Genomic DNA, 24,373 nt, shown 5'->3' with positions numbered 1-24,373 from the left:
GGGCCCGCCGGTTTGCGGCCGGGCGGACAAAACCTGGGGGGGCCGGCGGCCGGCCGGCCGAAGTCCCGGCAGGCGGGCGCCCTGCCCCACAACCGGAACCCAGTTTTGTCCGGGAGTCCTTAACCCGACGCGGGAGCGTTGGGTGCCTTCTCGGATGGTTCCGGATGGTTCCGGGGGTGTTTCGGTTGATTCCGGACGTGATTCGGTTGATTCCGGATGCCTCCGGGAGTCTCCTGAGTCTCCGCGAGTCTCCTGAGCGGGCACCCCCGACCCGCCGGAATCATCTTCACGCCCGACCTGAACGGCCTGGCGGGCGGCCGCGGACCCGTGTTGCGAAGGCCAGCCACCTCGAAACACTAAACACTAACCACTCTTCAGATGTCCGACCGCATCGCCATCGTGTCCGTCGCCGGCCGGTTCCCGGGTAGCGGGGCCGACCTCGGCGCATTCTGGGGCCGCGTCGCCGCGGCGGAGGACTGCTCCCGCGAGGTGCCGGCCGGCCGCTGGGTGCTGCCGCCCGGCCGCTGCACCGACCCGCGGGTCGCCCACCCCGACACGGTGTACTCCACCCGCGGGTACTACCTCGACCCGTTCGCGCCCGACCTCGCCGACCTCGACCTCGACCTGGCGCTCGTCGCCCAGCTCGACCCGCTGTTTCAACTCGTCCTCGACGCCGGCAACCGGGCGTTCCGCGACGCCCGCACCGAGAAGATCGACCGCTCCCGTGTCGGCGTCGTCCTCGGGAACATCTGCCTGCCGACCGACGGCTCGTCGGACCTGTGCCGCGAGATCCTCGGCCCGAAGGTCGGGCTGCCGCCGGGGCCCGGCACGCACCCGCTGAACCGCTACGTCGCCGGGCTCCCCGCCGGGTTGCTCGCCCGCGGGCTGCGGCTCGGGCTCGGCAGCTACACCCTCGACGCGGCGTGCGCCTCGTCGCTGTACGCGATCAAGCTCGCGGCCGACGAACTCATGGCCGGCCGCGCCGACGCGATGCTCGCCGGCGGGTGCTCGCGGCCCGACTGCCAGTACACGCAGATGGGGTTCGCGCAGCTCCGGGCGCTGTCGGCCGCGGGCCGGTGCCGGCCGTTCGACGCCGGGGCAGACGGCCTCATGGTCGGCGAGGGGGCCGGCGTGTTCGTGCTGAAGCGCCTGAGCGACGCGCTCAAGCACGGCGACACGATTCTGGCCACGATCGCCGGCGTCGGCCTGTCGAACGACATGCACGGCAACCTCCTCGCGCCGGCGAAGGAGGGGCAACTCCGGGCGATGCGGCGGGCCTATGAAACGGCCGAGTGGGACCCGACCCACGCCGACCTCATCGAGTGCCACGCGACCGGCACCCCCGTCGGGGACGCGATCGAGTTCGACAGCCTCCGCGAGTTGTGGGGCGAATCGGGCTGGACGGCCGGGCAGTGCGCCATCGGCTCGGTGAAGTCCACCGTCGGGCACCTGCTCACCGGGGCCGGGGCCGCGGCGCTCGCCAAGGTGCTGCTGGCGATCAAGAACGAGACGCTGCCCCCGCAGGCGAACTTCGGCACCCCCGCGAGCGGCCTGAAGTACGCCGGCGGCCCGTTCCGCGTGCTGGGCAGGGCCGAGAAGTGGGAGCGGCGCGCGGCGAGTGAACCGCGGCGCGCGGCCGTCAGCGGGTTCGGGTTCGGCGGGGTGAACGCGCACCTGCTCGTCGAGGAGTGGACCGGCGCGCCGGTCCCGAAGCCGAAGACGTTCGCGGTCACGCCGAAGGCCCTGCGGGTCCACGAAGCCAAGTGGAAGCCGCCCGCGGGCGCCGGAGCGGCGGTGCCCGTGGCGGTCGTCGGCATCGGCGCGCACTTCGGCCCATCATCGGACACCCTCCGGGCGTTCCAGGAGCGGGCGCTGTCGGGCGACGCGCCGGCTCAGGTGCCCAAGCTCAACGGGTGGCGGCTGGCGAACGCCGCGTCCCCGCCCGGGTTCGGCATCGAGGCGCTCGCAGTCCCCATCGACCGGTTCCGGATCCCGCCCAAGGAACTCGAGGAGACGCTGCCGCAGCAGTTGCTCGTGCTCCAGGTCGCGGCCGCGGCGCTTGACGACTGCCGCGCCGGGGTGAAGCTCAACGCGGGCGACGCGCCGACGACCGGCGTGTTCGTCGGCCTCGGGCTCGACCCGAACACCACCAACTACCACCTCCGCTGGGCGGCGCTGTCGAACCCGGAAGGGTCGCCGGACGCCGCGTCGCCGCCGCTGTCCGCGAACCGCACGATGGGCGCGCTCGGGAGCATCGCCGCGAGCCGGATCGCGCGGACGTTCCACGTCGGCGGCCCGAGCCACACCGTGTGCAGCGAAGAGGGCTCGGCGGCGCGGGCGCTGGAACTCGGGGTTCGCGCCCTCCAGTCGGGCGAACTCGACCGCGCGATCGTCGGCGGCGTGGACCTCGCGTGCGACCCGCGGACCGTTCTGCCCGGTAAGGTGAAGAGCCCCGGCGAGGGCGCGGCCGCGTTCGTGCTGAAGCGGCTCGACGACGCGAAGCGGGACGGCGACCGGGTGTACGCCGTGGTCCGCGGGGTCGGCACCGCCGCCGACGCGAAGACCGCCCGCGCCCGCGCCGAGCACGACGCCGGCGAGCCGTTCGACACCGCGGTCCGGTTCGACGCGGCCCGCGACGTGGGCGAAGCGGGCGCGGCGTCGGCCGCGGCGTCGCTGGCGAAGGCGTGCGTCGCACTCGACCAGGAGATCCTCACCGCCCCGGCCCGGTACTGGCTGCGGGACCGCGACGAGAAGCCGCGGCGGGCGCTCGTGGCCGCGTCCGGGGCCGACGGCACCCACTTCGCCGTACTGCTGGAAGAGCACGCGAAGAAGCCGACCGACCCCGCGAGCAGCCCCGAGTACGCCCAGCCCCTCGGCGCGCGGAACGAGGGCGTGTTCGTGGTGGACGGCGACTCGCCGCAGACCCTCGCCGCGGGCCTGGGCCGGCTGGCCGAGTTCGTGGCGCGTGTGGCCCCGGAGCCGGTCGTTGGGGCCGTGGCCCGCTCTTCGCTCGACACGCCCCTGACAATGGTCGGGCCGCCGCGGCCCCCGCGGAACGTCGAGGCGGTGGCCCGCGAGTGGTTCCGCGAGTCGCCCCCGAACCGCGTCCAGCCGCTCGCGGTCGCCCTCGTCGCCCGCTCGACCGGCGAGTTGCACGAGCAGGTCGCGTTCGCCCGCGAGTCGCTGGCGGCGAACCCGGGCGCGCCGTTCCCCGCGACCGCCAAGCCGGCGCTCCGGGACCGCGTGTTCTACGCCCCGCAGCCGCTCGGGCCGAAGGGGAAGGTCGCGTTCGTGTTCCCCGGGTCCGGGAACCAGTTCGACGGGATGGGCCGCGACCTCTCGGCCCAGTGGCCCGCGGCGCTCCGCCGGCAGCAGGCCGAGAACGAGTGCCTCCGCGGCCAGTACGCCCCGGACCACTTCTGGACCGGTCGGGCGCTGGAAGCCCCGGCCCGCGAGCTGATGTTCGGCCAGGTGACGGTCGGCGCGCTCGTGAGTGACATCGTGGCGTCACTCGGCGTGCGGTGCGACGCGATGGTCGGCCTGAGCCTGGGCGAGTCGGCCGGGCTGTTCGGGGTCCGCGCGTGGCAGGGCCGCGACACGATGTTCCGGCGGATGCAGCAGTCCACGCTGTTCGCGTCGGACCTCGCGCCGCCCTACGACGCGGCCCGGCGGTACTGGGGCGTGCCGCCCGACGAGGACGTGGACTGGGTGATCGGCGTCGTGGGGGTGCCGGCCGACGACGTGCTGGCGGTCCTCCGCCCCGGGCTCCGGGCGTACCTGCTCATCGTGAACACGCCGACCGAGTGCGTGATCGGCGGGGTGCGGGCCGACGTCGAGAAGCTCGCGGTCGTCCTCGGCAAGTCGGTCACGGCGCTGCGGGGCGTGACGCTGGCGCACTGCGAGGCCGGCCGGCCCGTCGAGATCCCGTACCGCGAGTTGCACACGCTCCCGGTCACGCCCCCGGCCGGCGTCGCGGTCTACAGCGGCGCGTACGGCCGGGCGTACAAGCCGACCGAGAAGGCGTGCGCCGACTCGATCACCGCGGGGCTGCTGGCGACGATCGACGTGCCCGCGGTCGTCAACGCGGCGTACCGCGACGGGGTGCGGGCGTTCGTCGAGGTCGGGCCGGGGAACTCGTGCGTCCGCATGATCGACGCGGTCCTGGGCGACCGCCCGCACCTCGCACGCGCCGCCCACGCCGCCCGGCAGGACGCCGCGTCGCAGGTCCTCCGCCTCGTCGCGCACCTGGCCGCCGAACGGTTCCCGGTGAACCTCGCGGCGCTCTACGGCCAGGAGTCGCTCTGCTCCGCGCACCAGGACCGCACGGCGCTCGTGCGGAAGGAACTCGTTGTTCCCGTGGGCGGCGCGTGGGCCGCGGTTCCGCCCACGCCGCCGGTGCCGCCCGAACTCGACCCGAGCACGATCTCGACGCCGATGCCGACGCCGATCATCGTGCCCACGCCGCAGCCCGTGTTCGTCTCGACGCCGGCCCCGGTACCGATCTACGACCCGGCCCTCTACGCGCCGCTGGCCGTGGACCCGCTGGCGGTCACGCCACCGGCCCGGGTCCGGGGGCCCGGCGGGGTTCCGCCGGCCGCAACGCAGTCGCCCGTCGCGGTCCACCTGCCGGCGGCGACGATCCACCACGCCCCGGCGTCGCAGCGGGTCACGCTCTCGGCCGCGGCGACCGCACCGGTGGCGGCCCGCCCCGTGCCCGCAGAAGCCGTAGGTCTCGCCGAAGCGGCCGCGAACGTGCGGACCCTCGCGATGCAGGCGCAGGAGTCGTTCCTCCGCGTCAACCGCGGGTTCATCGAGACGGCCGGCCGCATCGTGCAGATGCAGGTGCAACTCGCCGAGGCGCTCGCCCGGCCGGCGACGGCGTCCCGCGGGCGTTGACCTACGAGCAGTGTTGCGCGTTCGCCGCGGGGCGGGTCGCCGACGCGCTCGGGGGGCGGTTCGCCGAGGTGGACACGTTCCCGACGCGGGTGCGGCTCCCCGACGGCCCGCTGCAACTGGTCGATCGCATCACACTCATTGAGGGCGAGCCGCTGTCGATGACCCGGGGCCGCGTGGTCACCGAGCACACCGTCCGGGCCGACCGGTGGTACCTCGAAGCGGGCCGCATCCCGACCGCGATCGCGGTCGAGGCCGGGCAGGCCGACCTGTTCCTGTCGGGCTACCTGGGCATCGACTTCCAGACCCGCGGGCTGGCCGTGTACCGCCTGCTCGACGCGGTCGTCAGCTTCCAGCGCGGGCTGCCGCAACTCGGCGAGACGGTGGTGTACGACATCCACATCGACGAGTTCGTGAAGCAGGGCGACGCCTGGATCTTCCGGTTCTGGTTCGACGGCACCATCAACGGCGAGCCGTTCATCCGCATGCGGAGCGGCGTGGCCGGGTTCTTCACCGCCGCGGCGCTCGCCGCCGGCAAGGGGATCGTGCAGACGGCGCTCGACAAGCGGCGCGTCCCGGGGAAGCTGCCGGCCGACTGGCGCGACCTCGTGCCGCAGCGCGAGTGCTCACTGAGCGCCGAGCAGGTGGACGCGCTGCGGGCCGGCGACCTCGCGGCCGCGTTCGGCCCTGCGTTCGCCAACCTCCCGCTGCGGACCCCGGCGACCCTCCCGAGCGGGATGCTCCGGCTCGTGGACCGGGTGCCGCTGATCGACCCGGCGGGCGGCCGGTTCGGGATCGGGTTCGTGCGGGCCGAGTTCGACATCCGCCCCGACGACTGGTTCCTCACCTGCCACTTCGTGGACGACATGGTGATGCCCGGCACGCTCATGTACGAGTGCTGCCTGCACACGCTCCGCGTGCTCCTGATGCGGACGGGCTGGGTCGGCGAGGCCGGCGAGGTGGTGTGCGAGCCGGTGCCGGGCGTGGACAGCCGGCTCAAGTGCCGCGGGCAGGTGCTCGCTTCAACCAGGACCGTGACCTACGAGGTGACGGTGAAGGAACTCGGGTACGCCGACGGGTCGGGCGCGCCGTTCTGCGTCGCCGACTCGCTCATGTACGCCGACGGCAAGCCGATCGTCGAGATCACGAACATGACGCTCCGCGTGTCGGGGCTCACCCGCGAGAAGCTCGAGCGGTACTGGGCGGCGTCGGGGCCCCGCCCCCGCAAGACGGCGCTGTACGACCGGGCGAAGATCCTCGCGTACTCGAACGGCAACCCGTCGGAGGGGTTCGGCGCGCCGTACACGGTGTTCGACGAGGGGCAGGGGCGGGTGATCGCCCGGCTCCCCGGCCCGCCGTTCCAGTTCCTCGACTGCGTCACCGAGGTGACCGGCGAGCCGTTCGAGATGAAGGCCGGGGCCGCGTGCGAGACCGAGTACCAGGTGCCGGCCGACGCGTGGTACTTCCGCGAGAACCGCGGCGAGCGGATGCCGTTCGCCGTCCTATTGGAGATAGCCCTCCAGCCGTGCGGGTGGCTCGCGGCGTACTGCGGGTCGGCCCTCACCAGCCCGGACGACCTGTCGTTCCGCAACCTCGGCGGCAAGGGCGTGCAGCACCGGCCGGTGACGCCGCGGACCGGCCTGCTGACGGTCAACGTGAAGCTGACGAGCGTGTCACGGTCCGCCGGCATGGTGATCCAGCACTACGACATGAAGGTGCGGGACGCGGCCGGGGCGGTGTACGAGGGGACGACGTACTTCGGGTTCTTCACGAAAGCGGCGCTGGCCAACCAGGTCGGCATCCGCGACGCGAAGGTGCCGTTCCCGGCCGAGAGCGAACTGCCGCTGGCCGAAACGGGCCGGCTCCCGGGCACCGCACCGTTCCCGGGGTCGATGCTCCGCATGGTGGACCGCGTCGAGGCGCACCTGCCGCGGGGCGGGGCCGCCGGCCTCGGGCTGATCGTCGGCAAGATCGCCGTCGATCCGGGGTTCTGGTTCTTCAAGGCCCACTTCTACCAGGACCCGGTGTGGCCCGGGTCGCTCGGGCTGGAGTCGTTCCTGCAACTGCTCAAGTACGTCGCCTGGAAGCGGTGGCAGACCGCCCCGCCGGGCGGGTTCCAGACGGTCGCGGTGAACCGGCCGCACTCGTGGGTGTACCGCGGGCAGGTGCTGCCGGCGGACAAGGAGGTAACGGTCGTGCTGGAGGTGACCGCCGCGGACGACGAGAACCGGCGGTTGACCGCGAACGGGTTCTTGACCGTGGACGGCCGCGTCATCTACCAGATGACCGACTTTACGCTAGAGTAGCGGCACCGAACTCGTATCCTGAGTGATCCCGGGCGGCCCCGCGGTGCGTCACAGGCCGGAGGCCGTGCCACCCGACGGAACGGAAGCCCGGGCCACCGACGCACAGGACTTGGCATGAAGTACAACCGGGTTCACCTCGAAGCGATCGGCTACGAGCTCGCCCCCGTGGTTGTCTCGACGGCCGAACTGGAGTCCCGCATCGCGCCCGTGTACCAGGCGCTGAACATGAGCCCCGGGCAGTTGGAACTGCTCACGGGCATCAGCGAGCGGCGGTGGTGGGAGCCGGGGTACCCGGTGTCGCAGGGGGCCGCGGCCGCGGCGAAGAAGGCGCTGGCCGCCGCCGACTACTCGGCCTCGGACGTGGACGTGCTCATCTACGCCGGCGTGTGCCGCGAGCAGTACGAGCCCGCGACCGCGTGCGCCGTGGCCCACGAACTGAAGATCAACCCGGACGCCGCGATCTTCGACCTGAGCAACGCCTGCCTGGGCGTCCTCAACGGGATCGTCGAGGTCGCCAACCGGATCGAGCTGGGGCAGGCCCGTGCGGGGCTCGTGGTGTCGGCCGAGACGGCCCGCGAGATCAACGAGAACGTCATCGACCAGATGATCCGGTCGAAGTCGGTCGAGTTCTTCCGCGAGTCGATCGCCACGCTCACCGGCGGGTCCGGGGCCGTGGCGGTGCTGGTAGTCGGCGAGGAGTTCTCCCGCGAGAAGCGGCGGAAGTTGCTCGGCGGGGTGACGCAGAACGCCCCCGAGTACCACTCGCTGTGCCGGTGGGGCGTCAAGTCGCTGATGCCGACCGCCGTGAGCGCCGTTGAGCGGGTGTTCGGGCACCAGGCGAAGTCGCTCGTCCAGCGGGGCATCGACCTGGGCCAGAAGGGCATCGACCTCGGCCTGCGGCACGTCATGGTGCCGTTCATGGAGACGCACGCCGGCGAGGTGCTCAAGTACGGCGTGGACGTCGGCCTGCGGACCTGGAAGAAGTTCCTCACCAAGTTCGCGTGGCAGAACGACCACCTCGACAAGGTGATCTGCCACCAGGTCGGGGCCGGGCACCAGGCCGCGATGCTCAAGGCGTTCGGCATCCCGGCCGAGAAGAACTTCAGCACGTTCGAGTTCCTCGGGAACATGGGCACGGTGTCGCTGCCGCTGACCGCGGCGCTGGCCGAGGAGCGCGAATTCCTCAAGCCCGGCGACACCGTCGGGTTCCTCGGCATCGGCAGCGGGCTGAACTGCCTCATGCTCGGGATCGAGTGGTGACGCGGGCAGATGGGGAGATGGGGAGACACGGAGAGTGGGAGTCAAGACACCAAGTTGGGCCACGGTTCAGGAGTCGGCGGCAGTGCAGTCTTCTCTCTCCCTCTCTCCCCCTCTCCCCCCCTCCACGACTGCGTACCCCTTCACGCCCCGCCGGTTCCCGCGGCCGGCCGGCGAGATGAGCTACCTCGACGAGGGCAGCGGCGACCCGGTCGTCATGGTCCACGGCAACCCGACGTGGAGCTACTACTACCGCAACCTCGTGCTCGCGCTCCGCGGCTCGCACCGCTGCGTCGCGCCGGACCACATCGGCTGCGGGCTCTCCGACAAGCCGCCCGCGACCGCCTACGATTACGCGCTGAAGTCGCGGGTCGACGACCTCGAAGCGCTGCTTGACCACCTCGGCCTGCGCGAGAACATCACGCTCGTCGTGCAGGACTGGGGCGGGATGATCGGGATGGCGTTCGCGGCCCGGCACCTGGGGCGGGTGAAGCGGATCGTCGCGACGAACACCGGTGCGTTCCCGCTGCCGGAGTCGAAGCCGTTCCCGTGGTCGCTGTGGCTCGGCCGCAACACCCGGCTCGGCGCGTGGCTCATCCTCCAGAAGAACGCCTTCTGCCGCGTCGCCGCGAAGTGGTGCGTCACCCGCGGGCCGCTCCCGGCCGACGTGCGGGCGATGTACCTGAAGCCCTACGACTCGCCCGAGCACCGCGTCGCGGTGCTCAAGTTCGTGCAGACGATTCCCCTGGGCGAGCGCGACCCGGGGTACGACATCGTCCGCGACACCGCACTGTCACTGTCGAAGTTCGCGACCGTGCCGACGCTGCTCCTGTGGGGCATGCGCGACTTCGTGTTCGACCGGCACTTCCTGGCCGACTGGCAGCGGTACTTCCCGCACGCCGAGACCCGCACCTGGCCCGACTGCGGGCACTACCTGCTCGAGGACGCCGGCGACGAGGCGATCCCGCTCGTCCGCGCGTTCCTCGCCAAGCACCCGATCACCACTTAGCTGCGACCGGAGGGAGCGTGACACTCAACGTCGCCTCGCACCTCGCCCGGATGGCGGCCGACCACCCGGCGCAGGTCGCTGTTCACTTCCCGCGCCGCGGCGTGAAGCCCGAGGGCGCGTCGGAACACGTCGCGGTCACGTTCGCGGAACTGAACGCCGACGCCGACGCGATCGCGCACGGGTTGGTTGACGCCGGCATCGTCCGCGGCACCCGCACGGCGCTCATGGTGCCGCCGTCGCCGGACTTCTTCGCGCTCACGTTCGCGCTGTTCAAGGTCGCGGCGGTGCCGGTGCTCATCGACCCCGGCATGGGCGTCCGCAACCTCGGCCGGTGCCTCGCCGATGCGGAGCCGGAGGCGTTCGTCGGGATCGCGAAGGCGCACGCCGCGCGGCGCGTACTGCGGTGGGGCAAGAAGACGCTCCGCACCACGGTGAACGCCGGCTGGTGGCGGTTCCTGTGTGACCGCTCGCTCGCGGGGTTGCGCACGTTCGGCAAGTCGCGCGGCCCTTACACGATCCCTGATGTGGGCCGCGACGAGCCGGCGGCGATCCTGTTCACGAGCGGCAGCACCGGTGTGGCGAAGGGGGCCGAGTACACGCACGGCATCTTCGCGGCTCAGGTGGACGCGCTCAAAGCCGTCTACGGCATCGAACCCGGCGAGATCGACCTCTGCACGTTCCCGCTGTTCGCGCTGTTCGGCCCGGCGCTCGGCATGACGTGCGTAATCCCCGCCATGAACCCGACGCGGCCGGCACAGATCGACCCGCGGAAGGCCGTCGCGCAGATCCGGCAGTTCGGCGTGACGAACATGTTCGGCTCGCCCGCGGTGATCCGCCGGTTGGGTGATTGGGCGAGCGGGGGGCGTGAGCCCCCCGAGTCTCGCAACGTTGGAGAAGACTCGGGGGGCTCACGCCCCCCGCTCGCCACGCTCCGCCGGGTCATCTCCGCGGGTGCGCCGGCGTCGGCCGCGTCGCTGGAGCGGTTCGTGAAGCTGCTCCCGGACTCGGCGCAGGTGTTCACGCCCTACGGTGCGACCGAGGCGCTGCCCGTCGCGAACATCGGCAGCCGCGAGATCCTCGCCGAGACGCGGCACCTCACCGACCAGGGTAAGGGCGTGTGCGTCGGCCGGCCGGTACCGGGGATGGAGGTCAGCGTCATCGCGATTTCCGACGAGCCGATCCGTGAGTGGTCGGACGCGCTCAAGCTGCCGCCGGGCGAGGTCGGCGAGTTCGTGGTCCGCGGGCCGGTCGTGACGCGGCGGTACTTCAACCGCCCCGAGGCGACGGCGAGCGCGAAGGTCCGCGACCCGCGAACGGGTGAGGTGCTGCACCGCATGGGCGACGTCGGCTACCTCGATGACACCGGCCGCCTGTGGTTCTGCGGCCGCAAGTCGCACCGCGTCGTCACCCCGCACGGCACGCTGTTCACCGACATGGTGGAACCGGTGTTCAACACGGTGCCGGGCGTACGGAGAACGGCGCTCGTTGGCGTGATGCGACGTGACGGAATCTACCCCGTACTCTGCGTCGAGATGGACCGAACAATAGAAGCTGGCAGTCGACTCTTCGATGCCATCGGCCGTCCACGCAGCACGATCCTGGATCAATTGATGGCCGGCGCTGGCGCGCGATTCGAGCACAGCCAGCGGATCACCACGTTCCTCTGCCACCCGGTCTTCCCCGTGGACGTGCGGCACAACTCGAAGATCTTCCGCGAGAAGTTGGCGGTGTGGGCCGACAAGACGCTGGGTCCGAACTGGAAGCCGCAGGTGCCCGTGGAGTCCCCCGCATGAAAGCCCTGGTCACCGGCGGCGGCGGGTTCCTCGGCGGCGAGATCGTGCGGTTGCTGCGGCAGCGCGGCGACGACGTGCGCTCGTTCACCCGGTCGGCGTACCCGTGGCTCGACGAGCTTGGTGTCGAGCAGGTGCTCGGCAATCTGGAGAACGCCGCCGACGGCGAGCGAGCGGTCGCGGGGTGCGACGTCGTGTACCACGTCGCGGCGAAGGCCGGGGCGTGGGGCCGGTACGCCGACTTCTTCGGCACGAACGTGACCGGCACCGAGAACGTGATCGCCGCGTGCAAGAAGCACGGCGTGCGCCGGCTCGTGTACACCAGCACGCCGAGCGTCGTCCACGGCGGCGGCGACATCGAGGGCGGCGACGAATCACTGCCTTACCCAAAACGCTTCGAGGCGTACTACCCCGCGTCGAAGGCCGCTGCCGAGAAGGCGGTCCTCGCCGCGAACGGCCCGGACCTCGCCACCGTCGCGCTGCGGCCGCACCTCATCTTCGGCCCCGGCGACCCGCACCTCGTGCCCCGGATCATCGCCCGCGCCCGCGCCGGCAAGCTGCGCCGCATCGGCACGCGGCCGCTCAAGGTCGACGTCACCTACATCGACAACGCGGCCCAGGCGCACCTGAACGCGGCCGAGCGCCTGGAGCCGGGGTCGCCGGTCGCGGGCAAGGCGTACTTCCTCTCGAACGGCGAGCCCGTGGACCTGTGGGGGTTCATCGACCGCGTCCTCGCCGAGGCCGGGGCGCCGCCGGTGACCCGCACGGTCAGCGCGTGGAAGGCCCGGTTCGTCGGCCGCGTCTTCGAGCGGGTGTACTGGCTGTTCCGGTTGCCGGGCGAGCCGCCGATGACGCGGTTCGTCGCGTCGCAGCTCTCGACGTCGCACTGGTACGACATCTCCGCGGCGCGGCGCGACCTCGGGTACATCCCCGTCGTCTCGGTGGACGAGGGGATGAAGCGCCTCGGCGAGCGGCTCCGGGCGGGTACCTGACGCGAACCTCCCGGCCCGCCGGGCGGTCCCTCTGGTCACGCGCAACGAACCGGCGGTTGTCCAGCAGTTCGCGGCGTTTGAAATGGTTCCGGGCGACAGGCACACCCCTCTTCCGGAACCATTATGAAGTCCGGAATCAACCACACAAGACCGGAAGAAAGTTCGTTTGAGCAAATTGTGTCCCTCGACGGCCCTCGGTACTGATTGGCCCTGAACCAGTTACGACCGGCGGTGGGCGAATCACCTTCGGTGGACCGACTGAGCTGAGTTCGACCCGACTCCGGAATCAATCGGCCCGCACATGAACCTCCGGCTCGACCACCTGCTCGACGACCTCCGCCTCCGCACCGCCGAAGTCCTCGCGGCGATCGACGCCGACCCGCTTCTCGTCCGCCGCGTCGCCGGGCCGCTCGTGCTCGCCAACGCCGCCGCGGGGCTGTTCACGCCGCAGGAGCCGCACCAGCTCTTCGCCAAGGGGCTCGTGTACCGCCGCGACCCGTTCGAGGTCGTGTCGCTGCCGCTCGTGAAGATCTACAACCTCGGCGAGAAGTCGGTGTCGGTCGCGGACCTCGCCGGGATCGCGGCCGAGCCCGACGCCCGGCTGCACTTCCTCCACAAGCTCGACGGCACGCTGGTCCAGCGGTTCCAGTTCGACGGCCGCGTCGTCTTCACCACCCGCGGGATGATCGAGGGCGGCCCGCGGTTCGGCCCGCAGGACGAGGACGCCCCCGAACGCGCGCGGAACTTCGACTTCCTGGGCACGGCCCGCCGACTCGCCGCACAGCGCTACCCGGCGCTGTGCGAGCCGCGGGCGGACCTCGACGGCGTCACGCTCGTGTTCGAGTTCCTGCACCCCGAGACGCGGGTCATCACGAACTACGGCGAGCGCGAGGACCTCGTACTGCTCGCGTGCTTCGACCGCCGCGACTTCCGCTACCGCACGTACCGCGAGGTGCGCGAACTCGGGGCGTCGCTCGGGCTGACGGTCGTGGACGAGTTCGCCCCGCCGGGTGCGGCACTCGGCGAGCAGATCGACGCATTGCTCGTGTCGCTGGCCGGCACCGACCACGAGGGGACGGTCATCACCATCGAGCACGGGCACCGGGTCGTGTACCGGGTGAAGGTGAAGTCGCCGGACTACCTGCGGGTGCTGAAGTTGGTGGTGACCTGCACCTACCCGCGAACGGCCGAGTTGATCGACGCCGACCCGCGGTTCCGCGACTGGGCGAACTTCGAGGTCCACCTCCGCGGCCTCGGCCGCGAGCAGGTGCCGGAAGAGGTGCTCGGCTTCTACCGCGAGCACTTCGACGCGCACGCTTCGTACCTCGTCGATTGCGAGGTGCTCCGCGCCTGGGGTGCCGAGACCGCATCGCGATTGCTCGCCGAGGCGAAGGCCGAAGCCGGCGACGGTGCCGACCCGCGGGTGCTGCGGAAGTGCTTCGCGGCGCGTGCGGTGAAGCTCCCGCTGCGCCCGCTGCTGTTCGCGGCGTTCGACGGCGCGCTCGACGTGGCCGCCGTCCGCAAGGTCGCCGCGAGCCCCACCGAGGCCCGCGAAGCGGTGGCAAAGATCCGCGGGTGACACCGGCGGCGCGCCTGCCGCGGGTTCGATGCCCACCGGCGCCTCGCAGCACTCACCGCATGGCCTTCCGGCGGCGGGCGTACTCCGCGAGCATCTCCCGGTGGGCCCGTGCGTCGTCGCCGGAGTACAGCCGGCTGCTGAGGAACGCGAGCCAGCCGAAACTTGCCGCGGCAACGACCACCGCCAGCCAGTTCATGTCGCGCTTCAGGCTCGTGTCGTACAACCCGTGCAGCACCATCGGGACCCCGATCACGACCAGCACGGGGACGATCCAGTCGCGCCAGTGCTCGGCCCGGTCGAACAGGTCGCGGCGGAGGTAGAGCGTGATGGCGACGGACCCGGACCAGATGGCGTGCAGCGCGACGCACGAGACGAACCGAACGAAGTAGATGCCGGGGCCGCTGACGCCGTTGTAGTACCGGCCCGAGTACAGGATCCCCTCGGCGATGCCGAACCCCGCGCCCGAGGCGAGCCCCCAGATGAAGAGCCCGCGCCACGTCTTGCCCTCGTCGGTCGAGCGGTGGCGGAACAGCGGCGTCGTCTTCACCAGCTCCTCGCAGAGGCCGACGCCGAGCGTGAAGCCGATGAAGCTGAGGAGGAACCCGTTCTCGGGGTCCATCGCCGCGTTGTAGGAGAAGGCGATGAACTTGAAGACGGCGAGGAGGAGGATCAACAGCCCCTTGCCGACGAAGATCCGCCCGCCGGTGGCCGAGGCGATGAACTGCACGAGTAGCAGGACACCGACTCCGACGGTGGCGGTGAAGAGCCCGACCGCCAGCACCTCCGTCGGCTTCGCCGAGCCGTCGGACGCGAGGAACATGAAGAAGACGAGGTAGGCGGCCGTCGCGACCAGGGCCATCACCCAGTGCGCGGACGTGTCCCGTGACAGCCACGCCCCCTTCAGCTTGTGCCCCGGGAAGATGTTGATGACGTCGTCAAGTTCGACGCCGTCCCTCGATTCAATGGCACTCTCGAACCGGACCTGCACGTCCGGCGGCGCCTCCCGGAGCGTCTCCGCGAGGCGCTGGAGCAGGTCGGCGTCGTTGCCCTTGGCGAGCAGCGAGACGACAAGGGGAAGCATCGCAAGGACGAGCAGCCAGTGGAGGTGGCGTCGCCAGAGGGGCGGGTCGTTCGAGGTCAACGGCGGCAGCGACGCGATGTCGGGTTTCGACTTCGGTTTGCGCGGCGGTATCGGTTTCCGCGGCGGCGGGTCTTCGAACGGCGGCGGCTGCTCGAACGACAGCGGCGTCGTATCGTCCTCGTCATCCGGCCGCGGGGATCCGGGCGCACGCTGCGAGGAGGCTCGACCTGCGGGCTCCGGGACGTCCTCGTCATCTCGCGGCGGCGCAGATTCCGCTCGCTCCTCACCGAGGAGGATGTCGGCGGGATCGAGTTCGGCCGCCGGCACGGGCATCGCGTGCCCGCACGCCAGACACTTGAGGGTGTGGCCCGCAGCGCGGTCCGGTGCCTTGTGGCCACGATCGCACGCCGGGCAACGCACGGGAATCGGCATCACTCACCCGAGGGCTGGCGGAAGCATCAGGCGAAGAGATCGACCGGACGGGTTCGCAAAGGCGAACGTTTTTCAGACGTTGCCGACCGGCACGGAGTCCGGTTTGTGGATCGACCGGCGCGTCGATCACCACCCGCAGAATTGGAACGACCCAAACACGCGGCGTGCATGCGTCGGAGGACGCGTACCAAGTCTTCTTGATGGCTCACTGTAGCCGGCCTCTGTCAGGCCGGTGCTATGCGAGTCCCGAAGCACCGGCCTCACAGAGGCCGGCTACAGAACGGTTACGGATCAGAACGACTCGGTATGAGGCGTCGGTCCGCTTCGTTCACTGCCCCGGCTTCGCCGCGGTCGCGGCCTGGGTCGCGCGGTACAGGTTGAGCGTGATGTGCGCCTGGCCGTGGTGGTGCCCCTCGTGCCACGCCAGCAACCGGAACCACTCCTCGTACACCAGCGGGGCCGCGTCGTTCGGCTTGCCCTTCAGGTCCGCGTCGGTCAGCGAACGCAGGTGGGCGAGCATGTCGGCGCGGCGGTCGGTGATGTACTTCACGATCTCGGCCAGCGGCGGGATGTCGTCGTCGGGCGTGCTGCCGCCGGCGAACCGCCGCACCAGTTCCGGCGAGTGCGCCTCGCGGCCCTTCATCCGCACGTTGAGGTGCCGGTCGTCGGTCGCGCCGAGGTGCATCAGTTGCCACGCGAGGTGGGCGCGGCCCGGCCCCGGTCGCCAGCCGAGCGCCTGCTGCGGGTCCGGCAGTGCGGCGACCGCATCGACCAGTTGTTGAGTCTTGCTGCGGGCGAACTCGAACAGGCCGGCCAGGTCGGTCGTGGTCATGGGAGCGCTCCGGGGAGTGGTTCGGTGCCCGGGCCGGCACGACCGACCCGGCGCCGCGGGCGGTCATTCCAGCGAGAAGTCGAAGGGGCCGGTGGCGGCTTTCACGTCCATCACGAGCGAGGTGGTTGCGGTGGTCTGGAACTTGTCCGGGATGCCCTTTCCGGCGACGATGACCGCGTACTTCCCGGCCGGCACCGCGTCCGCGAACTGGTACTTCCCGTCAGCCACGGTCGCGGTGAACACCCGCGGCTTGCCCTGGCCCAGCGTCACGAGCGTGATCTCGGCCGCGGCCACCGGCTTGCCCTTGAGCGTCACCGTGCCGCTCGGCCCGGTGCCCTTCTTCGGCTCCGGCTCCTTCTCCTTGGTCTTCTTCACCTCGGGCGTCTTCTTCGGCTCGGTGTCCTTCGGCTTCTCGGTCGGCTTCGGGTCCACGATCGGGTCGATCGGCTTGGGCCTCGGCTCGGGGGCCTTCTCCTTCGGCTTCGGCTCGGGCTCGATGGTCTTGATGCTCGGCTCGTTGGCGTCCTTGATCGACTTGCGAACGGCCTCGATCGTCTCGTGCAACTTGAACGCGCGGCGGGCCGGGGTCGGCTCCTTGTCGGCGGCCTCGACCCCCTCGTCGATGAGCTTCTGCGCCGCGGGGCGGTGGGCGAGCAGCGGCTTCACCGCGACGAGCCCGCCCTGGTACATGCGGTACGAGCCCTCGAAGTCGCGCGACGTGTTGTACAGGTCGGCCCCGCGGTTGTGGACCTCCCGCAGCGCGTCCACGACGAGCTTGTCGAACGCCGCGACCTCGGGGAGCTTCGGCCCGTCGGCCGCGGCGGCCGTGCCGGCGACGAGGGCGGCGAGGAGCGTGGCGGCGAGCGTGCGGCCGTGCATCGGCGAGTCTCCGGGTCGAACGAGTGGGGGTCTGGTTCTGGGATACGGTTCCCGCGTGCGGGGGCCATCCCGGGCGCTACCGCTCCCAGGGCACGCGGTCGTCGGCCGGCTCGAAGTGGTACCCTCGGGTGTGGAACTGGAGCAACTGGTAGCTCTGGTACGCGAGGATCCCGAACAGGATCGCGGTGTAAAATGAGCCGTGCGGGAACCACCCCGGCAAGAAGTCGAGTACCCTGTTTCCCGACCGCGCACCGACTTCGCACACCAAGCTGTAGACCGCGACCGTGGCCGCGACGCCGACGGAGATCTTCAGCGACGTCACCACGCCGCGGCCGCGCCACTTCCCCTCGCACAGTTCTCGCGACACCTGTCCGCCGTCGAGCGGGAACACCGGGAGCAGGTTCACGATGCCCCACCAGAAGTTGACATGAATGAGCTGGCGGTAAAGGTCCGAGAGGACGGGACCGTTGCCCGCGCCCCACTCGGTGAGTTGGTGGGACGCGAACACGAGCCCGCAGAGGACGAAGCCGGCCAGCGGTCCTGCCAGCGAGACGAAAATCCGTCTCCCTCGCCCGGCCACAGGCGGCGAGCCGAACGCAAGGCCACCGAGCGCCCACAGGACGACGTGGGAATCCGAGCCGAAGCGGCGAAACGCGATCGCGTGTCCGAGCTCGTGAACCAGGATCGAAAAGAACACGACCAGCACCCAGCTCACGAGCAGAACCAGGCCGTACTGGTTTTCCTCGAGGGCTCCCGCGCCCATGAGCGCCGAGACGAGCCAGAACAGCGGGTGGACGCGGACGTCGAACCCGAAGAGGCGGAAGTTCAGGTCGTAGTTCGTGCGGTCGGGTTCGGCCAGCACGGGCGGCTCCGTGAGAAGTTCGCGGGAGGGAAAGCCCTGGGATTGTACGCCCCGGCGCGACGGGCCACAATCGCCCGGACTCGGCGGCACGCGGCAGCAGAGGTTGATCCGCAGATTCCGCAGCTGGAGGCAGAATCTCAGACGGAGGACGGAGCAGCATACTGCTGGAATCCGACTGATCTCCGACTTCTGCCCTCTGGTTTCCTGTCTCCGAAATCCGTGTCTTCTGCGTAATCTGTGGATAAATCTCCTCTGCTCCGTTGTCTGAAAATCTGCGTCCATCTGCGGAATCTGCGGATCACTCGTGTTCGGTTCTGGGTTCACAACACCATGGCACTCCCCCGCGACCAGTTCCCCGTTACCGAGCGGTGGGCGTTCCTCGACCACGCCGCGGTCGCGCCGCTGCCGGCCCCCGCGGTCGCGGCGCTGCACGCCTACGCCGACAGCCTCGCTCACAACGGCATCGCCGCCGTGAAGACGTGGGTGGACCGCGTCGCGCACGTGCGGACCCTCGCGGCCCGGCTCGTCAACGCCCCGAGCGTGGACGACGTGTACTTCGTGCCGAGCACCACGCACGGCATCGGCGTCGTTGCGGAGGGGTTCCCGTGGAAGGCCGGCGACAACGTCGTCCTCGCGGCGGAAGAGTACCCCGCGAACCAGTACCCGTGGATGAACCTCGCGCACCGAGGGGTCGAGGTTCGGACGGTCGCGAGCCGCGGGAGCCGCCTTCTGGTCGATGACGTGCGCGACGCGATGACCGACCGCACCCGCGTGCTCACGGTGTCGTCGGTCGAGTTCGCGAGTGGGTTCCGCAACGACCTCGACGCGCTCGGCTCGCTGTGCCGCGAGAAGAACGTGTTCTTCTTCGTGGACGCGATCCAGTCGCTCGGCGCGTTCCCGCTCGACGTGCAGAAGACGCCGATCGACGCGCTCGCGGCCGACGGGCACAAGTGGATGCTCGGGCCGGAGGGGGCCGGGTTCGGGTACATCCGCCGCGAGTGGGTCGAGCGGTTGCACCCGATCGGCGTCGGCGCGTTCAGCGTGGTGCGGCCGCTCGAGTTCACCACCATCGACTTCACGCTGAAGCCGCACGCCGGCCGGTGGGAGGGCGGCGCGCCGAACGTCCCCGGCGTCACCGCGTTCGGCGCGAGCCTGGAACTGCTGCTGGCGGCCGGAATCCCCGAGATCGAGCGCCGGGTGCTGGCGCTCACGGACTACTTGTGTGACAATGCGCTGTCACAGGGCTGGCACGTGTTCAGCAGCCGCGCCGGGGCCGAGCGCTCGGGGATCGTCTCGCTGACGCACCCGACCCGCTCATCGGCGGAAGTAATGGCCCGGTGCCGGGCGGCCGGGGTGGTGGTGAACAACCGGGCGAACCGGGTCCGCGTCAGCCCCCATGCGTACAACACCGAGGCCGAGATCGACCGCTTCCTCGACGCCGCTCGATCTTAAACTTCGAAATTCGAAGCACGAAGCTCGAAATAAACCCTGGGTGGTTATGCTTTGTTTGTGTTTCGGATTTCGTGCTTCGGATTTCGAATTTCGCTGCGTAGTCGCGAGGTGACCCGTGCCGAATCCGCTGAGCCCCCGCGTGGCCGTGTACACCGGGACGTTCGACCCGATCCACCTCGGGCACCTCGACGTGATCCGCCGCGGGAGCGGGCTGTTCGACCGGCTCATCGTCGGCGTCGGCATCAACCCGGACAAGTCCACGCTGTTCTCGATCGAGGAGCGGGTCGAACTGATCCGCGAGGTGACGGCGCAGTACGGCAACGTCGAGGTGGAGGCGTTCCACGGGCTGGCGGTGCAGTTCGTGCGGAAGGCCGGGGCCCGCATCCTGCTCCGCGGCCTGCGCACGCTATCGGACATGGAGTACGAGTTCACCATGTCGCTGATGAACCTGCACCTCGACCCGGGGATCGAGACCGTGTTCCTGATGGCGAAGGAGGAGTTCTCGCACGTCAGCAGCTCGCTCCTGCGGCAGATCGCGGTCCTCGGCGGCGACCTGTCGAAGTTCCTGGCCGAACCCGTCCGCGACGCGCTCACCAACAAGGTGGCCAAGAAGTGAGGCGATCAGGGGTCGCTCGGCCGCCCGTTCGCGTGTCAGACGGGCGTGCGACTTTTGCACGGGTACGGTCTTGTTCGCGGGCGCGGGTGCCGGGATACTGAGTGCGACCAACCCGCCAACCGAACGAGGAACGCCCGTGAGCGACGAGCAGCCGTGGAACTCGAAGTCGAGGTCGGACGACCTCGGGAGCCTGGCCCAGAGCGCCCGCAAGTCCAACCTGTCCAGCGCCCGGGGCATCCTGATCGCCATCGGCATCTTGAACGGCCTCGGGGCCGTGTTCCTCTACTTCAACGCGGACCGCGAGGCCGCGCAGGTGATCGAGGCGGAGAAGAAGCAGGCCGGGCCGTTCATGCAGTTCGACCCGGTGAAGGTGCAGGAGGCGCAGGACGAACTCGCGCGGGTCGCCCGGTTCATCTACCTGGGCGTGATCGGGGCCGGCGTCGTGTTCATCGGGCTCGGGGTCGCGGTCAAGAAGGCCCCCGTCCCGTGTACCGTCGCCGGGCTCGTCATGTTCCTGGGGCTCAACGCGCTCGCGGCCCTCGCCGACCCGATGAACCTGGCCCGCGGGCTGATCCTCAAGATCATCTTCTTCGTCGGGCTCATCAAGGCGGTACAGGCCGCCGTGGCCTACGAGCGGGACCGGAAGGCCGAAGCGGCTGCCCGCCGCGACCGCGAAGAGGCCGAAGACGCCGCCGCGGACGACCGGTACCCGGCCGAGTTCCCCGGCTTCGGCGACGGCCCCGAGCGGCGGTGACCTATGCCCCCGACCGATGACCCCGCGCCGGGCGACCCGGCCCCCCAGTGGCCGGACGACGGCTACCGCGTCGAGCCGGTCGAACCCGTCGCGCACGGCGACTGGATCGACGCGGAGTGGGCCGATGCCGAACTCGTGGACGCCGAACTCGTCGCCCCCGAGCCCCCTGAGGTGCCGCCCTACCTGGTCGTGGACGGGGCGGTGCCGCACTACGAGGTTGTGGACGAACCCGACGAGGTCGATGAGGCCGACGCGGTCGATTGCTGGCGGTGCGACCACGTCGCGCCGCCGGACGCCGAGGGCCGGTGCCGCCGGTGCGAGGCCCGGGTCGCCGAGCCCCGGCGGCAGCCGCGCCGCAAGCGCCGCGAGCCGTTTCGGGCCGCACCCGCCCCGGGCCCACACGAGGAACACCCGATCATCCCGGTCGTGGTCGTCTTCGCGCTGATGCTGCTCACGTCCGTTGTGTGGGGCTGGGTGCTCCTCTCGTCCAACGGGAAGATGACCGAGGACGACCTGCGCGGCGGGACGGTCTTCGTCGAGGGCGTCGACACCGTCCTCGCGGTGATCGGCCTCGTCGTGGCCGGGCGGGTGGCGCTGCCGCCGCGGCGGTCCGACACGGTCGCGGTCACCTGGGCGCTCTCGGTGCCGGGGCTGGCCGCGCTGCTCGTGCTGAACGTCGCGTACACCGCGGCGGTCCGCGAACTGCTGCGCTTCGGCGGCGGGCCGCCCCCGGCGCTGCCGATCGACGCGATCAACGTCCTGCTGGTGTGCGTCCAGCCGGCGGTCGTCGAGGAACTGTTCTTCCGGTACGTCGCGTTCGGCGTCCTGTACCGGGCGACCGGGCTGCACTCGGCGGTGTGGGTCACGGCGGTGATGTTCGCCGCGGCGCACCTGTACAACCCGCTCGGGATGCCGTACCTGTTCGTGGTCGGGGTCGCCCTGGGGTACGCCCGGGCCGGGGGCGGGTTGGCCCTGACGGTCGCCATGCACTTCGTTCACAACCTCGCGGTGCTCGCGCTCCAGGGGGTCCAATGACGGATATGGTGGTGCGGTCCCGGCCGGGCGGGGCCGCGGCGGTGGTGTTCGCGCTCCTCGCGGGGGCGGCGGTCGCGGCGGCGGTGCTGTCCCAGAGCGTCCACTGGGTCGTCTTCGCGGTCCTCCCCGTGTGCCTGGCCGCCGCGGCGTGGCTGTCGCGCGACCCCGAGGTGCTGTTCGAGGTGACCGAAGAGGGGCTCTCGTTCGAGTTGCCCGAGCGGGTGTTCGTCCGGTACGAGGACATCGAGGGGCTGACCGCCCAGGGGCAGGCGAAGCCGTCGCGGTTCGGGATGCAGGTGTACCACCCGGACGGCGTCGTCCGCATCCCGCCGGGGATCGACGTGTCGTCACGCGAGTTGTACCGCCACGTCCTGGCGCGGCTCCCGCGGCCGACCGCCGGCGACCCCGAGGCGGTGCCCGGGGCCATGCGGGGGTTCGTCGAGGACCAGGTCGAGCGGTTCGGGGCCGACAAGGTGTACACGTACCGCGCCCGGGGGTTCCCGCCGGCGGCGTCCCACGGCCGGCAGGTCGCGTACTCGCGGGCGGTGGCGCTGGCGGGGCTGTTGTGGGCGGCGGCCGGCGGCGGGCTCCTCGCGGTGCTCAACAACCCGCCCGGCCGCGACACGTCCGGCGGGGGCTGGATCGCGGTCGGGGTGCTGGCGTTCCTCTTCGGGGTCCTGTTCGTGTTCGCGTACGCCCGGCAAACGACCGCCGGCCGGCCGACCAACTGGCGGTCCGCGTGCCTCGTCATCAGCCCGGGTGGCGTCGCGATGTCGCAGGGCGACCTCCGCGGGAAGATGCGGTGGGAGGAACTCCGCGACATCCAGTACCCGGCGTCGGCGGCGTCGTTCTGGGGCGTCACTTCGGTGGGGGCGTCGCCCGGCATCCGGCTCGTGATCGCCGGGGGGCACTTCCTGATCCACGACTTCTACGACCGGCCCCTCGGGATGATCCACGCCCGGTTGAAGGCGTACTGGGGCGGCCGGGACGCGAACTGATTCTGGGGATCGCCGGCAGGGCGGGTGGTGTGCGGGGGCGGCTACCAACTGCCGACGTCGATCGTGTACTCGGTCTTGCCCGCCTCGACGGTCAGCCGCTCCGGGACCGACGGCGCGGCCGACTTCGACGGCCGGTTCTTCCGGGACACCGACACCCGGTAGCTACCGGGCTCCAGGACCGGCCCGTCGAGGTCCGGCCGCGGCCACACGAACGCGCCGTCCGGCTGCGGGAAGAGGATGTACCGCTTCCCGGCCGAACTCAGGAGTACGACACCCACGTCCTCGCCGGGGGCGATGACGACGGGCTTGCCCCCGGCCGTGAAGCGGACGGCGACCGCCAGGCCACGGTCGGCGTTCCGCCCCGGGTCGCACCCGCAAAGGAGGACAGCGACCGCCGCGGCGAGGGCCGCGCGGGCGGCGGTTCGGAGGTGGCGCGAGCTTGTGGTCGTGGGCACAGGTGGGTCACTCCGCGGAGACGGTTTCCCCACCCGCCGGGGTGAGCATGGCGATGAGCAGCGGACGGTCCGGGTTGTGCCGAACGTTGCGGACGCTGCCGTCGGCCATCGCGAACGGCGTGCCCCCCGCGTACGGGCTCCCGAACCCGTTCCAGAGGTAGTCGCCGCGGGTGTCCTTCAGGCACCCGATCGCGTTGTACGACCAGTCGGCGAGGCGGAACCGCTGCCCGGCGACCGCGAAGTTCGTCGGGTCGTAGTTCCAGGAGTACTCGTCGGTCGTGGACGCGCGGAAGAGCCCGGTCATCCCGCCGTACGCGATCGGAAAGTCCTGTTCCTGGCTGCCGCGGTTGGCGTACAGGGTGGCGTCGATCGACTTCTCCCCGAACAGCACCGTGTTCGCCGTCCCGTCCGGGATCGCGTGGAGCTTCCGGCGGTAAGCTGGGCTTCCGTTGTCCGTCGGGGCCGACGGCGGAGTGCCACCCGAGTTGCTCGCCATGCCGACGACCATCGCGTTGACCGCGTAGTCACACAGCGCCCCCTGGATGAGCCGAACATCGGTCTCCGTATTCCCGGGGTTTTGCAGAGCACTCGTCCGCGCGCTGAACCCGGTGCCGCTCGGGCGGCCCGGGTCCAGGTAGGTCTTGACGGGAGCGGTGTACGAGAACGTCTGGTACAGGTTGCCCTGCTCGATGTACGGGAGGATCTTGTACGCCCACGCGCACCACGCCGCGGTGGCCGGGCTCGGGGCGGCCGTCCCGGTCGAATTGTCGGGGGCAGCGTTCCGATACCACCCGTTGTCGGGCAGGCCGCCCAGGGCGTCGGCGTACGCGTGCGTGGCGAGTGCGAGTTGCTTCAAGTTGTTGTTGTTCTGAGCCCGTGCGGCGGCCTCGCGCACCTTCTGGACTGCCGGCAGCAGGAGCCCGATCAGGATCGCGATGATCGCGATCACCACCAGCAACTCGATCAGGTGAATGCCTTACGAGTGGGTCTGTCGAGAGCCATACTGCGACCCTAAAGAATGAAAGAGTGTGCTTTGTTTGGAGAGTAGGTTCCCCCCGGTGGGATGTCAAGCAGCAATGTGACTGTTACCCGCCGTCGGGTATGCGTCGCGAAAGTTGGTGGGAACTGTGTTCAGTTCGGTGTAGCTTTGA

The 24,373-nt window shown here is 70.7% G+C and carries 18 protein-coding genes; 12 read left to right on the top strand and 6 right to left on the bottom strand.

The annotated features are described in order from the left end of the window. The first annotated feature begins 378 nt into the window (after positions 1-378). From ACTIGN_RS03130 to ACTIGN_RS03100, 7 genes are all read left to right on the top strand, one after another. The gene (locus tag ACTIGN_RS03130; RefSeq protein ID WP_439621230.1) at positions 379-4,896 is read left to right on the top strand and encodes a beta-ketoacyl synthase N-terminal-like domain-containing protein; all 4,518 of its coding nucleotides are present in this window, start codon (positions 379-381) and stop codon (positions 4,894-4,896) included. After that, on the top strand, positions 4,893-7,199 hold the full coding sequence (locus tag ACTIGN_RS03125) for a hypothetical protein (protein ID WP_439621228.1): 2,307 nt from the start codon (positions 4,893-4,895) through the stop codon (positions 7,197-7,199). The genes ACTIGN_RS03130 and ACTIGN_RS03125 overlap by 4 nt, the downstream gene beginning before the upstream one ends. A gap of 114 nt (positions 7,200-7,313) precedes the next feature. Further along, complete coding sequence (locus ACTIGN_RS03120; RefSeq protein ID WP_439621226.1) at positions 7,314-8,459, top strand: 3-oxoacyl-ACP synthase III; 1,146 nt, start codon at positions 7,314-7,316, stop codon at positions 8,457-8,459. 175 nt (positions 8,460-8,634) lie between these two features. Beyond that, positions 8,635-9,465 carry an alpha/beta fold hydrolase gene (locus tag ACTIGN_RS03115; RefSeq protein ID WP_439621224.1) on the top strand — a complete coding sequence of 277 codons (831 nt, stop codon included), beginning with the start codon at positions 8,635-8,637 and terminating at the stop codon, positions 9,463-9,465. Between the two features lie 17 nt (positions 9,466-9,482). Beyond that, positions 9,483-11,258, top strand: coding sequence for a fatty acid CoA ligase family protein (locus ACTIGN_RS03110; RefSeq protein WP_439621222.1), 1,776 nt, complete (start codon positions 9,483-9,485; stop codon positions 11,256-11,258). Next, positions 11,255-12,247 carry an NAD-dependent epimerase/dehydratase family protein gene (locus ACTIGN_RS03105; RefSeq protein WP_439621220.1) on the top strand — a complete coding sequence of 331 codons (993 nt, stop codon included), beginning with the start codon at positions 11,255-11,257 and terminating at the stop codon, positions 12,245-12,247. Before ACTIGN_RS03110 ends, ACTIGN_RS03105 begins: the two co-directional genes overlap by 4 nt. A 301-nt stretch (positions 12,248-12,548) precedes the next feature. Continuing rightward, positions 12,549-13,826: an RNA ligase family protein gene (locus ACTIGN_RS03100; RefSeq protein ID WP_439621218.1), complete on the top strand. Its 1,278-nt coding sequence runs from the start codon at positions 12,549-12,551 to the stop codon at positions 13,824-13,826. 52 nt (positions 13,827-13,878) lie between these two features. Here the strand turns inward: ACTIGN_RS03100 and ACTIGN_RS03095 are convergent, their stop codons facing one another. The 4 genes from ACTIGN_RS03095 to ACTIGN_RS03080 all read right to left on the bottom strand — a co-directional run bounded on the left by ACTIGN_RS03095 (position 13,879) and on the right by ACTIGN_RS03080 (position 17,912). Next, positions 13,879-14,907 (bottom strand): PrsW family glutamic-type intramembrane protease, encoded by a 1,029-nt coding sequence (locus tag ACTIGN_RS03095; protein WP_439621216.1) that lies wholly within the window; start codon positions 14,905-14,907, stop codon positions 13,879-13,881. A gap of 760 nt (positions 14,908-15,667) precedes the next feature. After that, a complete protein-coding gene (locus ACTIGN_RS03090; RefSeq protein ID WP_439621214.1) occupies positions 15,668-16,171 on the bottom strand; it encodes a DinB family protein in 504 nt (167 codons plus the stop codon). A gap of 63 nt (positions 16,172-16,234) precedes the next feature. Then, positions 16,235-17,050: a hypothetical protein gene (locus tag ACTIGN_RS03085; protein ID WP_439621212.1), complete on the bottom strand. Its 816-nt coding sequence runs from the start codon at positions 17,048-17,050 to the stop codon at positions 16,235-16,237. Between the two features lie 76 nt (positions 17,051-17,126). Beyond that, positions 17,127-17,912, bottom strand: coding sequence for a site-2 protease family protein (locus tag ACTIGN_RS03080; RefSeq protein WP_439621210.1), 786 nt, complete (start codon positions 17,910-17,912; stop codon positions 17,127-17,129). Between the two features lie 330 nt (positions 17,913-18,242). On the opposite strand from ACTIGN_RS03080, the gene ACTIGN_RS03075 reads away from it, so the two are divergent. From ACTIGN_RS03075 to ACTIGN_RS03055, 5 genes are all read left to right on the top strand, one after another. Beyond that, on the top strand, positions 18,243-19,364 hold the full coding sequence (locus ACTIGN_RS03075) for an aminotransferase class V-fold PLP-dependent enzyme (protein WP_439621208.1): 1,122 nt from the start codon (positions 18,243-18,245) through the stop codon (positions 19,362-19,364). Positions 19,365-19,479: 115 nt separating this feature from the next. Then, positions 19,480-19,980: a pantetheine-phosphate adenylyltransferase gene (gene coaD / locus ACTIGN_RS03070; RefSeq protein WP_439621206.1), complete on the top strand. Its 501-nt coding sequence runs from the start codon at positions 19,480-19,482 to the stop codon at positions 19,978-19,980. Between the two features lie 136 nt (positions 19,981-20,116). Beyond that, the gene (locus tag ACTIGN_RS03065; RefSeq protein WP_439621204.1) at positions 20,117-20,734 is read left to right on the top strand and encodes a hypothetical protein; all 618 of its coding nucleotides are present in this window, start codon (positions 20,117-20,119) and stop codon (positions 20,732-20,734) included. A gap of 3 nt (positions 20,735-20,737) precedes the next feature. Beyond that, a complete protein-coding gene (locus ACTIGN_RS03060) occupies positions 20,738-21,769 on the top strand; it encodes a lysostaphin resistance A-like protein (protein WP_439621203.1) in 1,032 nt (343 codons plus the stop codon). Then, positions 21,766-22,767, top strand: a complete 1,002-nt coding sequence (locus ACTIGN_RS03055; protein WP_439621201.1) for a hypothetical protein — start codon at positions 21,766-21,768, stop codon at positions 22,765-22,767. Before ACTIGN_RS03060 ends, ACTIGN_RS03055 begins: the two co-directional genes overlap by 4 nt. 41 nt (positions 22,768-22,808) lie before the next feature. On the opposite strand, the gene ACTIGN_RS03050 is transcribed toward ACTIGN_RS03055, so the two are convergent. Both ACTIGN_RS03050 and ACTIGN_RS03045 read right to left on the bottom strand, forming a co-directional pair. Further along, the gene (locus ACTIGN_RS03050) at positions 22,809-23,222 is read right to left on the bottom strand and encodes a hypothetical protein (protein ID WP_439621199.1); all 414 of its coding nucleotides are present in this window, start codon (positions 23,220-23,222) and stop codon (positions 22,809-22,811) included. Between the two features lie 7 nt (positions 23,223-23,229). Further along, complete coding sequence (locus ACTIGN_RS03045; RefSeq protein WP_439621197.1) at positions 23,230-24,171, bottom strand: DUF1559 family PulG-like putative transporter; 942 nt, start codon at positions 24,169-24,171, stop codon at positions 23,230-23,232. Positions 24,172-24,373: the final 202 nt, after the last annotated feature.

This window comes from Gemmata sp. (assembly GCF_051859125.1).
Lineage (GTDB): Bacteria > Planctomycetota > Planctomycetia > Gemmatales > Gemmataceae > Gemmata.
This window is presented reverse-complemented; position numbering and strand designations above follow the sequence as displayed.

Bases quoted from the DNA above. Each gene is read 5' to 3' on its own strand.
- ACTIGN_RS03115 (WP_439621224.1), top strand. From the start codon at position 8,635: ATGAGCTACCTCGACGAGGGCAGCGGCGACCCGGTCGTCATGGTCCAC.
- ACTIGN_RS03120 (WP_439621226.1), top strand. From the start codon at position 7,314: ATGAAGTACAACCGGGTTCACCTCGAAGCGATCGGCTACGAGCTCGCC.
- ACTIGN_RS03060 (WP_439621203.1), top strand. From the start codon at position 20,738: ATGCCCCCGACCGATGACCCCGCGCCGGGCGACCCGGCCCCCCAGTGG.
- ACTIGN_RS03095 (WP_439621216.1), bottom strand. From the start codon at position 14,907: ATGCTTCCCCTTGTCGTCTCGCTGCTCGCCAAGGGCAACGACGCCGAC.
- ACTIGN_RS03100 (WP_439621218.1), top strand. From the start codon at position 12,549: ATGAACCTCCGGCTCGACCACCTGCTCGACGACCTCCGCCTCCGCACC.
- ACTIGN_RS03075 (WP_439621208.1), top strand. From the start codon at position 18,243: ATGGCACTCCCCCGCGACCAGTTCCCCGTTACCGAGCGGTGGGCGTTC.
- ACTIGN_RS03130 (WP_439621230.1), top strand. From the start codon at position 379: ATGTCCGACCGCATCGCCATCGTGTCCGTCGCCGGCCGGTTCCCGGGT.
- ACTIGN_RS03105 (WP_439621220.1), top strand. From the start codon at position 11,255: ATGAAAGCCCTGGTCACCGGCGGCGGCGGGTTCCTCGGCGGCGAGATC.
- ACTIGN_RS03055 (WP_439621201.1), top strand. From the start codon at position 21,766: ATGACGGATATGGTGGTGCGGTCCCGGCCGGGCGGGGCCGCGGCGGTG.
- ACTIGN_RS03085 (WP_439621212.1), bottom strand. From the start codon at position 17,050: ATGCACGGCCGCACGCTCGCCGCCACGCTCCTCGCCGCCCTCGTCGCC.
- ACTIGN_RS03090 (WP_439621214.1), bottom strand. From the start codon at position 16,171: ATGACCACGACCGACCTGGCCGGCCTGTTCGAGTTCGCCCGCAGCAAG.